Here is a 13,078-nt window from a genome sequence, read left to right on the forward strand (position 1 = left end):
TAACGGTGCCGTCCGGCTGGGCGACTTCCCTACAGTCTGCGGATGCGGCGGGCGTCGCTGGAGCGACAATGAACGACAACGCAAGCACCGACATAGTCGTCAAGAGCCAAGCAAAGCGATTTACATTTCGCACACGAGATATCAACATGCTCGCTCCACCTGCCGGTCCTCGTCGTCAATTGCCCAACCGCGTTCAGTGCCGTGGTGTCGCATTTCATACGAGATGTAGTAGCGGGTTGGAGCGCCCGCCTGGCGTTGCATCTGTGTGCCATTTTCTTCGAACGTCTTAACTTGGGAGAAGTCGACACAAACCTCGAACGATGCGCGCTCGTACCCGGCCTCGGCCGCCCGATAGCCGGTGTTTTGGGCGGATTCGATTTTTGCGGCGCCGGTCGTGTAGTACCCGGCTTCTAAATTCTGCGAGTACAGAGCACCCATGGCGTCACGAATCTCAAAACTTCCCCAGAACGGAACCAGGGACCGTTCCCAATCCTTGTATCCACTGTTCGCCACTCGCGCCGTCGCCTCGTAGTACTCCACGAGCCGGGCCTTGGCGTCCGCGATGTTCTTCTGCTTGATCTGCTCCGGAGTCGTCGGCGACGGGGACGCGCTCGGCGAGGTCGACGGGTCTTCCGATGCCGAGATCGAAGCGGACGGCGATGCGGAGCTCGTGCCCGGACCCGGGATCGCACCCTGCACGCTTCCGGGGTTGAGCACGCCCGACCGCACCAGCGCGAACCCGGCTACCGCAAGGACTGCGATCCCGATGAGGACGGCGATGGTGCGCGTGGGCGTGATGGCGGACGAGACCATCCGGGGCGACTCCCTCAACGTCGGGCAGAACTCAGCGAACACGGCCGCAACAAGGGTGCGGCATGTTCGTCTTCTCGGCAAGGTGCTTCCGTGATAATTCACAACATCCCGCCAACCCAGGACAACAAGTAGCCAGCAACGGGTCATGGAGACGCCATCGTGGCACGACGATCACTCCTGTTCACTGCCGGATCACGGTTCGGGTGGCGCAACACGCACCACCTCTACAGGATTGCGCTCATGACCTTCTTTCAACGCACCGAGGACGCCGGGCCGGAGGGCTTCGAGGATGTGGTCGGCGAACTGGTCCAGGCGATCCGGCGCTCCTTCGCCAGCGTCGTCGTGGACCACCTCGCGGAGACGCTCGCTGTCCCGGCCCGCCAGATGTGTCTGGTCGACCGGCACGTGCAGATTCCCGAGGGCGGTGAGATCCACGTGATCGACCTCCTGCTCTTCCACGTCACCCAGATGCGCTACGTCGTGCTCACTGTCCACGTCGGCCGTTTCGACCCCGCGCTGGTCGACCGCTGCCGCCATGTCCTCGGCCTCGTCGACGCCCTCGTCCGGGTCCCCGAGGTGCAGGGCTCCACTGTCGGTGCCCTGCTCTGCACCGACGCCGGCACCGACCAGGACCCCGGTCCCGTGGTGGTCACCCTCTACGACGACGTCGAGCCCGACCGACGCTCCGAGCTGCCGACCGGGCTCGAGCTGACCGAGCTGATCGGACGCTGCCTCGACTCCACCGCTCCTCGGAACCAACCGGTGTGACGACGGGGTCATCCGCCGTAGAGGTCCTCGACCAGCCGTGCGCGCGCCGCCAGGATCTCCAGGGGGTCCGATGAGGACGTCGTCGTCGCCTCTCCCGGTACGTCGCGCCACGTCGGCTCACCGGCGATCCGGAACTGCCCGCGCCACGTCGTGGTGAGCGAGATAGTCGCCGCGCCGGTGTCGGCATAGGCGTGGGCGACGGTGTGTGCCGGATACGGCGCGCCCGGATCGGTGGTGCTGAGCGGCGCGGAGCCGTCACCGAAGTCCCAGGCATAGGCACTCGGCACGGCGCGAATCTCGACAGGGATCCCGAACAACTGCGTGCTCACTGTTCGGGGGACGGCCTCGGTGTACGCGATCGTGTCCACGTTGACGAGCGTCCAGCCGTCCGGTGGCTGCACGGTGATCTGCGACGGCTCGATCTCCATCTCACGGAACATGCGTGCGGCAGCCGCAGGGATGTCGACCTGCTGGCGCGCCTCGGCGAGGCACGACTCCTCCTCCACGAGCTCTGCGTCGGACCAACCCTCGTCCCCTCGTCGCTGCTCGAAGAGTGCGCCCACGGCGCGCTCGTCCTCGTCGCACTCGATGCCGGCGTAGGCGAGCTGATGTCCTTCGTCGCACGATTCCGCGAGAACGGTAGCCCCGGCCAGATCACGGAGGAAGCAGAGGGCGGGCGTGGTCCGCCATTGACGGATGGGGGGCTCTGGCACCTCACGCGGCACGAAGCGAGAGTCAGCGCCCGAACCAATTCCGCCCTGCATAGGCACCACTGCTTCGACTGAGATTTGGTCGTGTTCTGAGGTGCCACTGAAAGTCGGCTGCTCGTCCGACGACCCCAGAGACAGAGCTACGCCAAGTACAAGGCCGAGGGCCTTGAGTCCGCTCATGACTCCGCCCTAGGAGCAATCGCGACGACCACCCAACGCCCGTTCCTGCGGCCCATCTCCACGCGGTGCTCGGACACGCTCTCTTCTGCCGACGACACGACGGAACCATCAGCGGCTGTCGTACGAGATGCCTGCTGCGTCACCTCGACGTCCAACGGATAGATCCCGGTGACCTCGTCCCTTTCGTATTGCTCCACAAGGGTCATCGCTATCTCGCCGCCTTCGTAAGCCCGGTCCTGCGCCTGCGCCCGGCTCACGTCCTCCAGAGCCTGTGAACAAAACCCACAAGCCCGATGCGACATCGCCTCGAACTCCTCCGTGTCCCCCGTCGCCATCACATACGGGTAGAGCTCGATGAAGTACTCCGCCGCCGCAGCCGCCCCCTCCGCGTCGTCGCGGTTCATCGCCTCGGGCCGCTCCGGCTTCGCCGGCGCCGACGGGGACGGCGATGCCGACGTCTCCGCCGACACCCTCGGCGACGAGGCACCGTCGTCAGGTTCGGCCGCCGAGTCCGTGCATCCCATCAGCACCGGACCCAGCAACGCCAACCCCACCAGCACACCCAGGCCCGCACGCACACCGCGCATCAGCATCCCCCTGCCTCCGGCCCGCCGTTGCCCATCCGCAACGACTGGGAACGACGCTAACGACGCCCCGTCGATCCGGAAAGTGATCGCGGTGGACCCTGTGGACAACTGTGCATAGAAGCATCTTTACCATGGTCTAGATGACAGAACCTGTAGGTGCTCTACAGGCTTGCTCCATGACCACGTACGCCGTGATCGCCTATCAGAGCGAGCAGCGATGGACGCTGCACGCCGTCGGCGTGCCCGGGGCGATCGCCCGTGCGGCCCTGCTGGACGACGCCGAGTCCGCCCTGCGGGAGCTGCTCTCGCGCCTCACCGCCGAGGACGCCGACACGATCGCCATCGACCTCGCGCCCATGCCCGGCCCGTGGGGCTTCGACTGAGCACCCGGACCCGTCTCGGCACACGAGAACGACGGACAGCAGTTCGCGCCTGCTGTCCGTCGCCCGTGCCTGCTGCTCGTCAGCGGTCGGCGTCCGCCTCCCGGCGCCGCACCTGCTCGTCGACCTGGGCGAGCAACTCCTCGGTGTCGGGCTCGGGCTCCATGGCGAGCTGCTCCAGGTGGTCGCGCAGCCGGTCCACGAGCCGACCGACCGCGTCGCGACGGCCCGACGCCAGCTCGGCCCGGATGCCGTTCCGCCACGACCGCTCGTCCACCGGGTCGGCCAGGCGGCCCACCTGGGAGGCGTGCCGCGCCGTCGCCACGTCGCCCGCGAGCAGGGCGCGCCGGGCGACCTCGTGGGACACGTCCACGACGCCGGAGGAGATGGTGTGCATCAGCTGCTCCGCCCAGGCGTACTTGCGCAGCGGCACCCCCTCGAACGGCCGACCGCGCACCAGCTCGAGCGCGGTGAGCAGGTCCTCGGTCGGCGTCTGCGTGAGGTCGGGGCCCACGAGGTCGCAGAACCGGTGCCAGTCGGTCGTCACCCCGCGCAGCCGGTAGCCGGCGGACTCCAGGTCGGCCTGCCCGCCGTCGTCCGCGGACCAGTAGCGCGGGAGGTACTCGTAGCCCTCGCCGTCGACGCCGAGCCACCGGCGCGCGCGGGAGACCGCGGAGCGCCGCGTGGCCAGGTTGGGCTCGCGCGTGGGCCAGAGCGCCTTCGAGATGTCCGACCCGCGGGAACCGGGGTTGAACGCGAGGAAGGCGATGAGCTCGGTCGCCTGGCGCTGGTGCGTCGACGGGAGCTCCACACCCGTGGTGCCCGAGAGCTCCACCCGGCCCAGCACCCGCACCATCGGCGGGCCCGGCGGCTCCTCCGGGGGCGGGTTCGACTCCCCGCCCGCACCCGCAGCGGTGCCCGGACCGTCCGGTCCCGTGACCACGGGCGTCCCGTGGGGTGGCGTCGCGACGCTCACGGCCGCGGTCGCCCAGGGCGAGAAACCCGCGGGCACGGGCTCACGCACCGCTCCCGCCGCGCCGCCGACCGTCCCCGTCGCGTAGCCCGCCGACGGCGCGAGGCCCGTGGGGCGGCCCACCGTGACGTCCGAGTCGGCCGCGCCGTCGCGGACAACATCCATCGGGATCTCCTCCAGCGTCGGTTCCGTGCGGTCGATCGACCGGCTCCAGGCCGCGCCCTCCGTGGTCTCCGGGTCGGAGAGCAGGGACAGGGCCTGTGCGTACGTGGTGGCGTCGAGCTGCTGCGGCCGCACGGCGACGTACGCGGGCACGAGGATGCCGCGCGTCGTGTCACCGCCCGTCAGCTCGCCCGTCAGGTCGAGCACCCAGTCGCCGACCTCGGCGCCCGACGTGACGGCCGCGATGCCCACACCCGGCACGCGCTCGACCAGGCTCTCCAGCGTGGCGCGCTCGTCCGGGCCCAGGCGCTCCCCCACCAGCAGGATCTCGGGCGTCCACGCGTCCGTCGCGACGCCGCGCCCCCGCGCGTCGGCGACCGACGAGGCGCCGACCTGGCGGAGCGTGCGCTCGACGTCCGCGGCACGGGCCTCCAGCTCCCGGACGATCGCCGCCAGGCCGGGCACGTGCCGCACCCGGCCCGTGTCGACGACGCCCGGCAGCTCGGCGAGCGCCCCCACGACGGTCACCTGCAGGTCGTCCGCCCACAGGCTCGTGGCCAGCTCGATCGCGAGCGCCGCGAGGGTCGCCTGCGCTGCGGCGTCCGTGCCCCGGATGTCGAGGCACGCGAGGTTCTCGAGGTCGACCATGAGGTGCGAGTCCTCGTCGTCGTGGCCGACGGTCACGAGCGCCGGGTAGGGCGCCTCACCGGCCACGGCAGCACCGCCCTGCGGCGCCGGCACGTCGCCGGCCGCGAGCTGCCAGACCAGTCGGTCTGTCGTGCTGACCCACGGCTCGGGGAGGTCGGCGGCGCTGTCGAGGTAGAGCTCGACGAGCTCGCCGCTCTTGAGCCGCGCCATCCGCACCGCCGGCAGCGGGAGGCCGCGGTCGCTGTGCCACCGGGCGAGACCACGGAGCGCCTGGTCCACCTGCTCGCGGCCGAAGGGGTCCTCGACGGCGCGCAGCTCGCGCTCGAGCGCGCCGGCGGGCGTCCCGGGTCCGGGGACCACGATGGTCTCGCCCGACACGCGGCCCTTGTGGGTGCGGCGGCGCTTCACGGCGACGAGCGCGAGCAGTCCCGCTGCGAGCAGACCGCCGACGCCGGCGGCCGTGCGCACGTCGACCGTCTCCACGACCTCGTCGGCGGCGTCCGACACCGCGCCGCCCACGGCGTCGAGCAGCGACGTGCCGTCCTCCGAGGCGGGCTGGGGTGCCGCCGTCGTCGCGCCGGCGACGTCGACCGGCCCGAGGCCGGCGTCCGGAGCCGCGGACTCCACGGCGACCTCGGGGACGTCGTCGCCGACGACGGGTCCGTCGCCCGCGCCGCGCGGCAGCAGTCCGCCGGCCGCGCTCGACGTCGTGGTCGCGCCCGACTCCGGGACGAGGGGTGCCGGGAGCTCCGGGAGGCCGTCCGCGCCGCTGCCGACGAGGTCGTCGTCCACGACGTCGTTCCCGCCGCCGCCCGTCGACACGTCGTCGCCGCTCCGTGCGCCGCCCGATGCCGGGCCGCCCCAGGTCGTGCCCGCACCGGAGTCGGTCGTCCGTGTCGGCTCGTCGGGCTCGTCCCGCGGCAGGAGGTCGTCGGCGATGAGGTTCTCCCAGGGGACGGCGTCGCGCGTGGCGTCGTCGCGGGCGGACCGGTCGAGGTCGGGCTCGTTCTCGAGGTCCTCCGGGGTGACCCGCTCGTACTGCGGCTCCTCGGTCGGCTCGGGCGCAGGGGGCGCCTCCGGGACGAGGATGCCGTCGGCCGTCCGCTCGGGGGCCGGCTCCTTCTCGGGGGCCTGCTGCTCGTCGCGTCCGCCGAGGCCCGCTGCGCCGGTACCGACGTCGGCGGGGTCGGGGGTGTCGCGCCGGGTCGAGTCGCCCTCGCCGCTGGACGGCCGTTCCCCGGCGTTCTGGCCGGCCCGGTTCGGCCGCTCGGTGGCCGGGGCCTCGCCCGCAGGTCGCTCGTCGGCCGGAGTCTCCTTCTGCGGGGCGTCGCCGCCCTGCTCGGTGATGTCGTCCGGCTCGACCTCGACCGCGCCTTCCGGCGTCACCTCCGTCGACGGCGTGCGCTCGGTCTCCGCACCGCCCGTGGGCTCCTCCTCGGCCGGCTCACCAGCCTGCTCACCGGAGTCCCTGCCGCCCGCGGCGCCCGTCGCGGAGTCCACGCCCGGCTTGTCGAAGTCGGGCCGCCCCGCGAACGCCCGGCCCGGGGCGCTCCCCTGCGCCTGCTCCTCGGCCTCCGCGCCGGGCTCGGCCTGGTCCGGGGCCGCGGAGCCGTCAGCGGCGTCCTCGCCGCCCGGCGCCGCGGAGTCGGTCCCGCCGTCCGGCCCGGCCGCGTCGGCACCGCCGTCGCCGGCGTCCCCGGCGTCCGGCGCGGCGTCCGACCCGTCAGCACCCGCACCGTCACCACCAGCACCGTCACCACCAGCACCGTCACCACCAGCACCGTCAGCACCAGCACCGTCAGCACCGGTGTCCGTCCCGGCGTCCTCCTGCGCCCCCGGGACGGTCACCGTCCAGCCCGGGTAGATGAGGTCGGGATCCGTGAGCCGTCGCCCGTCCGGCTGCACCGTGTCCCGCGAGGCCTCGTACACCTCGGGGTACCGGGTCCCGTCGCCGAGCTCCTCCTCGGCGATGCCCCACAGCGTGTCCCCCCGCTCGACGACGACCTCGGCGGCCTGCTCGGCCCCGTTCCGGCGCACGTCGACAGCACCCTCGGGGTCGTCGCCCTCGCCAGCCGTCTCGGACGTGCTCGTGGACGGCGCGATCGCGATCGGCCCGTCGGCCTCCGCCGCGCCCCCGGACGTCGGCGTCACCCGGGCCTCGGCGGGCAGCCGGAGCACCCATCCGGGCTCGATCCAGTTGCCGGCGTCGAGCGCGCCGCCGTCGGCCTGCACCACGCCGTAGTTGAGGTCGGCGATCTGCTTGAACCGCGCGCCGTCGCCCAGGGTCTGCTCGGCGATGCGCCACAGCGAGTCGCCGGGCTGCACCGTGTAGGTGGCCGGCGGCGCCTCGTCGGCGGCCTCCTGCGCGGACGCCTCGGCGCCGGCGGCCTGCCGCCCGACCGCGTCCGACGCGACGGGCGCCGTCGCCACGGTGCCGGTCCGCCCGGCCTCCTCGTGCGCGGGCGCGGCCGCCGCGGGCGGCACCGAGGGCGTGGCGACGAGCATCGTGATGACGGCCCCGACCAGCACGGCGGCCGCGCGCTGCTGTGCCCCGAGCCCCCGCACGTGCGGCGAGCGCCGGCCGCGCAGTGCCGCGACCACCTCGATGACCACCGCGACGGCGAAGGTGAGCCACGCCAGCCAGCCCACGACCTTGACGAGGCCGATGAGCACGGAGCCGGTCACGTCGGGGCTCGTGAGCAGCACGACCACGCGGTCGAGACTGACCGGTCCCGTCCACAGCGGCCCGCCCAGCACCCACAGCCCCACGGGGATCCCGACGACCAGCGCCAGCAGCAGCAGCACGGCGCCGAGACCTCTGGCGACGCGCGCACCCGCTCCCCGCTGCGGCCCGCCCGGCTGACCCGTCATGACACGGCCCTGGACTGTCGAGGTGCTCATCAGGACTCCTCCTGTCCTATCCCGCGGACTGCCCGCGCCTCGGCGTCCGCCGAGACGGTGAGCGAGCTGATACCGATCAGGGTGAGGAACGTGGTCCGGTAGGTGACCTCGGTCCCCACGGTCACCGTCGCGCCGTCGACCCCGGTCACACCGCCCTGCACGCCGAGCACGCCGAGCGTCTCGGCGGCGGCCTGTGCGGCACGGTTCGGGTCGACCTCGGGCGGCAGGCCGCGCTGGGCGCGGTCGATCCGGATCTGCTGCGCGGCGGCACGCGCGGCCTGGTCGGCCGCGTACTCCGCCTCGTCCTGGGCGTGCAGGCGCCCGCCGCCGTCGACCACGAGGCCGATCGCGATGATGAGCGCGGGCACCATCCCCGCCGCGAGGATGTTGATCTCGCCGCGCTCGCGGCCCTGCGACCGCCGCAGCCTCCACGACATCGTCCCGACCCCCCTGGTCATGACCGCCCCCGGTACGCGTCGAGCACCGACGTGCCCGTCGCGCTGATCGTGCGTGTTCCCGGCGCGCCCGGCAGGCCGAGGTCGCTGAGGGGCACCACGCACTCCACGCGCACGGTGATGGTCCCGACCGTGCCGAGCGGCAGCGCGAACGCGTCGGTCGTGGGCCGCACGGCCGTCTGCGCGCAGCGCACGCCGGAGTTGGTCAGCGTCGACGTGGCGGTCGACGTCGCCTGGACCTGTGCGACGTCCGCCGTCCGGCTGATCGACGCGGCCCGCGCCGCCTCGTTCGCCGCCGACTGCACCACGCCCTCGGCCAGGACGATCCGCCCCGCCATCACGAGGAGCAGTGCGATGAGCAGGAGCATGGGGAAGACCACCGCGGTGTTGATCGCGACGTTCCCGCGCTCCCTGACCTGATGTCGCCCGTCGGTCATGGCGCCACCGCCGAGGTGAAGCGTTCGACCGGGCCGGTGGCCGACTGCTCGACCCGCAGCCCGCGGAACCCGGGCACGATCGACGGCGCCAGCCCGACCACGCGCGCCGTGGCCGTCTCCTGGCCGCGCACCACCGAGACGGTCACGGACGCGAAGGCGTCTCCCGCGCGGGCGAGCCGCGACGACGCCTCGGCGTACCCGGCGTCGACCGACCCGCCCTCGACGCGGGCGGCCTGGACCGCACCGTTCGCCACGGACTGGGCGGTGTTCTGCGCGTGGAACCACAGCATCCCCTGCACCATCGCGAAGATGAGCATCAGCACGATCGGGTACGTGAGGACCGTCTGGATGGAGGTGGCGCCGCGTTCGTCCATGGACTACCCACCGCCGCCGAGCTGCGCCATGTAGCGGTCGACGAGGCCCTTGATCGCCGCGCCGAGCGCGATCGCGATCCCGAGGCCCACCACGGACAGCACGACGACCTCGATCGACTCGAGGCCCGCCTCCTCCGGCTCGCCCGCGCGGCGGGAGTCGAGACGCCGGCGCAGCTCGGCGGAGCGTTCGGCGAACCGGGTGTTGAGGGCGTCGACGTGACCGCGCGCCGCGGCAGCGCGGAGCGACGCACGCGTCACGGCGCGCGACGCCGCTGCCCGGCCCTGGCTCAGGTGCTGGTTCATGGTGACTCCTGGGGTGATGTCGACTTCAACAAATGGGTAAGAACCGGCTCGTGTGACACGGCTCAGGGTGCAGTCTGAAACATAGTGACCCCGATAGGGAAGATGAGCATCAAAAAGTACACAAACACCGTCATGGTCCCGGGCACGGTCATCCGCACCGTCGCGTCGTGCGCGAGCTGCTGCTCGACGTCGAGCTGCGCGTCGCGCATCGCCGCCGCCTTGGACTGCAGCTGGTCGTGGATCGCGGACCCCTGGGTACCTGCCAGCTCGACGATCGCGGCCACCTCGGCGAGCGCGTCGACCTCGACCTCCTCGCCGAGCTCGCGCAGCGCCACCCACGGTGCCTGGCCCTCCCACCGGCTCCGCTCGAGGGCCGCCGCGATCCGCCGGAACGGCCACGAGCCCGCCACCTGCGCCGCCGCGAAGGTGGCCTGCGTGGCTCCCGCGCCGGAGATGCGCTCGATCGCGAGCAGCTCCAGGTAGGTCGACACCGCGCGCGAGAACTCCTGCCGCGCCCGCTTCGCCTTGGACCGCGCGTCGAGGTCGGGCAGGAACCAGGCGCCGAGGGCGAACAGGAGCGCGACGCCGAACGGCACGGCGACCGGCAGCCCGAGGTCGAGCAGGCTCACGCACAGGCCGAGGAACGGCACCGCCACGAGCACGATCACCGTGCCGAGCGCCTTCTCGCCGTAGTGGTCGGTCGCGGTCTTGCCGATGAGGTCGAGGTCGGCGCGCGTCGGCCCCCAGCGGCCCAGCAGCGTCATGGGCAGCCGACGCTGGGCCCAGGCCCCGAACAGCTGGGTGTACCGCTGGGTCGCGGTGAGCTCCACGCCGTCCGACACGGTGACGGGCTCGATCCGGTCCTCGCCGCTGAGCCGGTCCAGCGCGGACTGCAGTCGCGGCGTCGAGGGCAGGAGCTCGCGCACCACGAGGAACAGACCGAGGCCCGCGACCACGCCGATGCCTACCGCCCACGGCCACATGTCAGGCCTCCCGCTCGTCGGGCAGGAACCGCGGGATCGGCCGTCCGAGGCTGATCTTGCGCATCCACAGCAGGCACGCCACGTACGCGGAGAAGAGGACGACCGCCACGACCTGCCCGAACGGCGTCGCGTAGCCGCTGAGATACCCCGACAGCGCGGTGGCCACGAGCACGACGAGCGTCACGATCGTCACCCAGCGCACGGTCGCGCGGCCCGTCGAGCGCTCGGTCTCGATCTCGCGCCGCGCCTTGGCCTGCGCCGAGAGCGACTCCGCGAGCTGCCGGAGCGCGGGCGCGACGGCGCCCGTGCGGTTGTCCGACTCGAGGATCATCGCCGAGGCGATCATGTCCGCCGAGTAGTCGTCCATCTCCTCGGCCCACCGGTACAGAGCGGGCTTGATCGGCTGCCGCGCCTCCAGGCGTGCCACGAGCCGGGCGAGCGACGGCCGCACCGACGGCGCCGCGCTGTGCAGGGTTGCCGCAATACCCTGCTCCAACCCGACGGCTCCGCCGGACAGCACGCCGATGAGCGACCGCACCCAGGCGGTCAGGTCCGTGAGCTTCTCCACCTCGTCCGACTGCGTCGTCGTGCGGAAGAGGGCGGGCAGGCCCACGAGCAGCACCGGCACGATGAGCACGAGCGACCACCAGCCGGTGACGATCCCGACCACGAGGCCCGCCCCCGCCCCGACTGCCAGCAGGTGGCGCTGCGCGTGCAGGGGCCCGCCCTTGGTCAGGCCGACGAGGCGGAGCAGCCCGTGGAACGGCGGGGTGGTCCGCGCAGGCCTGGGCCGCGGTTCGTACCGCTGCGCGCCGACGACGACGAACCACACGCCCAGGCCCAGCGCGAGCCCGGTGAGCACGGCGACGAGGGTGGTCATGCCTCCCCCCACAGCCCGTCGCGGTAGTTGAGCAGGCCGGCGTCGAAGCCCTGGGCCTCGAGGTCCGCCAGGAACGACGGCGTCACGCCCGGTACGGCGCGCCCGTCGGGTCCTGGCTGGAAGACGTCGGTGACCGCGACGGGGTTGCCCGCCTCGCCGCGCGTCACCTCGATGACCTCCGAGACGTACCGCGTGCGCAGCCCGTCCGGCCCGACGTCGACCCGGAGGAAGACGATGAGGTCGACCGACTGCGCCACCTGCCGGTAGGCGTACGTCTCCGACAGCGTCGAGTCCTGCACGGCCATGCCGACGAGGCGCTCGACGACGTCACGCGCGCCGTCGGCGTGCACGGTCGACAGCGAGCCGTTGCCCATCTGCATCGCCTGGAACATGGACACGATCTCGGGCCCGCGCACCTCGCCGACGATGACGCGGGAGATGTTGTGGCGCAGCGACTCGTACACGTTGACGTTCGTGTTGATCTCGCCGACGCGCCGCCCCGACGTGTTCATCTCGCCCGAGCCCTCGCGCGTGCGCAGCGCGACGACGCGCTTGTGCTTCTCGGGCTCGAGGTGCAGGTAGAGCTCGTAGTCGGTCTCGATGGTCGCGATCGACTCCCAGGGGTCGAGGCTCGCGCACAGCGCGCGCAGCAGCGTCGTCTTGCCGCTGCCCTGGCCCTGTCCGGAGACGACGATCGACTTGCGCGCGCGCACGGCCGCCCCGAGGAACTCCGCGAGCACCGTGTCGACGGTGCCGTTGCGCCGCAGCAGCTCCAGGTCCACCGACTGCAGGCGCTGGAGGCGGATCGTCACGCGCGGCCACGGCACGACCCAGCCGACGGCCGCGAGGCGCACACGGCCGGGCAGGTCGAGGTTGAGGAACGGGTTGGCGCGGGTGAACGAGCGCTCGTTCGCGGGGTCGCGCGACGCGAGGAACTGCAGGAAGTCGATGAGCTCGGCGTCGGAGTCCGCGATCGGCTCGGCGTACGTCCTGCGGCCGTCGCCCATGAGCATGAGCACGGGAGCCGTGCCCGTGATCTCGATGTTCTCGACGTCGGGCGTGTCGATGAGCGGCTGCAGGCGCCCGAGGCGGAACAGCGCGTCGAACAGGGCGCGCGTGACCTCGACCTGGTACTCGGTGGTCCAGCTGCGCTGCCCGCCCGAGAGCAGGGCGTCGTTGTGGTCCCGCACGACCTGCTGGATGAGCTCCTGGCCCAGCGCCTCGCGCTGCTCCTCGTCCAGCTCCCGCGTCGAGAGCGCCGTCGTGAGCCGTGAGGAGACCTCGCCGCGCAGGCTGTTGACCTGCCGCCAGAACTCGGCGTCGCGCAGGCGGGGGTTGCCCGGCTGGCCGTGGTACTCGCGCTCGGCCCGTGCCACGGCGCCCACCCAGGGCGAGGCCGCGCCGCCCGACGACGCGCCGTTCCCGCCGGGCGCACCACCTGGCTGCGGTGTCCGGGCCGGCTGCGGGCCCGCGGGGCGCGCGGTCTGCTCGACGGACGCGGTCCACGTGTTCTGCGGCGGGGTC

At 72.5% G+C, this 13,078-nt stretch carries 13 protein-coding genes; 2 read left to right on the plus strand and 11 right to left on the minus strand.

What is annotated here, in order from left to right:
* Nucleotides 1–141 precede the first annotated feature (141 nt).
* Nucleotides 142–855, minus strand: coding sequence for a hypothetical protein (locus HLB15_RS04120; RefSeq protein ID WP_171103966.1), 714 nt, complete (start codon nucleotides 853–855; stop codon nucleotides 142–144).
* A gap of 198 nt (nucleotides 856–1,053) precedes the next feature.
* Between HLB15_RS04120 and HLB15_RS04125 the strand changes: the two genes are divergently transcribed.
* The gene (locus tag HLB15_RS04125; RefSeq protein ID WP_171103968.1) at nucleotides 1,054–1,581 is read left to right on the plus strand and encodes a PDDEXK nuclease domain-containing protein; all 528 of its coding nucleotides are present in this window, start codon (nucleotides 1,054–1,056) and stop codon (nucleotides 1,579–1,581) included.
* Between the two features lie 8 nt (nucleotides 1,582–1,589).
* Here the strand turns inward: HLB15_RS04125 and HLB15_RS04130 are convergent, their stop codons facing one another.
* Together HLB15_RS04130 and HLB15_RS04135 are read right to left on the minus strand one after the other, a co-directional pair.
* On the minus strand, nucleotides 1,590–2,471 hold the full coding sequence (locus tag HLB15_RS04130) for a hypothetical protein (RefSeq protein WP_171103970.1): 882 nt from the start codon (nucleotides 2,469–2,471) through the stop codon (nucleotides 1,590–1,592).
* Nucleotides 2,468–3,064 carry a DUF6318 family protein gene (locus HLB15_RS04135; RefSeq protein ID WP_171103972.1) on the minus strand — a complete coding sequence of 199 codons (597 nt, stop codon included), beginning with the start codon at nucleotides 3,062–3,064 and terminating at the stop codon, nucleotides 2,468–2,470. Before HLB15_RS04135 ends, HLB15_RS04130 begins: the two co-directional genes overlap by 4 nt.
* A 170-nt stretch (nucleotides 3,065–3,234) precedes the next feature.
* On the opposite strand from HLB15_RS04135, the gene HLB15_RS04140 reads away from it, so the two are divergent.
* Nucleotides 3,235–3,441, plus strand: coding sequence for a hypothetical protein (locus tag HLB15_RS04140; protein WP_171103973.1), 207 nt, complete (start codon nucleotides 3,235–3,237; stop codon nucleotides 3,439–3,441).
* 79 nt (nucleotides 3,442–3,520) lie between these two features.
* On the opposite strand, the gene HLB15_RS04145 is transcribed toward HLB15_RS04140, so the two are convergent.
* The 8 genes from HLB15_RS04145 to HLB15_RS04180 form a co-directional block, all read right to left on the minus strand.
* On the minus strand, nucleotides 3,521–8,122 hold the full coding sequence (locus tag HLB15_RS04145) for a LysM peptidoglycan-binding domain-containing protein (protein WP_171103975.1): 4,602 nt from the start codon (nucleotides 8,120–8,122) through the stop codon (nucleotides 3,521–3,523).
* Nucleotides 8,122–8,580 carry a pilus assembly protein TadG-related protein gene (locus tag HLB15_RS04150; protein WP_171103977.1) on the minus strand — a complete coding sequence of 153 codons (459 nt, stop codon included), beginning with the start codon at nucleotides 8,578–8,580 and terminating at the stop codon, nucleotides 8,122–8,124. Before HLB15_RS04150 ends, HLB15_RS04145 begins: the two co-directional genes overlap by 1 nt.
* A complete protein-coding gene (locus HLB15_RS04155) occupies nucleotides 8,577–9,014 on the minus strand; it encodes a TadE/TadG family type IV pilus assembly protein (protein WP_171103979.1) in 438 nt (145 codons plus the stop codon). Before HLB15_RS04155 ends, HLB15_RS04150 begins: the two co-directional genes overlap by 4 nt.
* On the minus strand, nucleotides 9,011–9,388 hold the full coding sequence (locus tag HLB15_RS04160; protein ID WP_171103981.1) for a TadE/TadG family type IV pilus assembly protein: 378 nt from the start codon (nucleotides 9,386–9,388) through the stop codon (nucleotides 9,011–9,013). Before HLB15_RS04160 ends, HLB15_RS04155 begins: the two co-directional genes overlap by 4 nt.
* 3 nt (nucleotides 9,389–9,391) lie before the next feature.
* On the minus strand, nucleotides 9,392–9,691 hold the full coding sequence (locus HLB15_RS04165; RefSeq protein WP_171103984.1) for a hypothetical protein: 300 nt from the start codon (nucleotides 9,689–9,691) through the stop codon (nucleotides 9,392–9,394).
* Between the two features lie 62 nt (nucleotides 9,692–9,753).
* Complete coding sequence (locus HLB15_RS04170; RefSeq protein ID WP_171103986.1) at nucleotides 9,754–10,647, minus strand: type II secretion system F family protein; 894 nt, start codon at nucleotides 10,645–10,647, stop codon at nucleotides 9,754–9,756.
* Nucleotides 10,648–10,675: 28 nt separating this feature from the next.
* Nucleotides 10,676–11,554 (minus strand): type II secretion system F family protein, encoded by an 879-nt coding sequence (locus HLB15_RS04175; protein WP_171103988.1) that lies wholly within the window; start codon nucleotides 11,552–11,554, stop codon nucleotides 10,676–10,678.
* Nucleotides 11,551–13,078: TadA family conjugal transfer-associated ATPase (locus HLB15_RS04180; protein WP_171103990.1), on the minus strand; the 1,528-nt coding region annotated here is incomplete at its 5' end. The genes HLB15_RS04180 and HLB15_RS04175, both read right to left, overlap by 4 nt.

The organism is Promicromonospora citrea, assembly GCF_013004695.1.
GTDB classification, from domain to species: domain Bacteria; phylum Actinomycetota; class Actinomycetes; order Actinomycetales; family Cellulomonadaceae; genus Promicromonospora; species Promicromonospora citrea.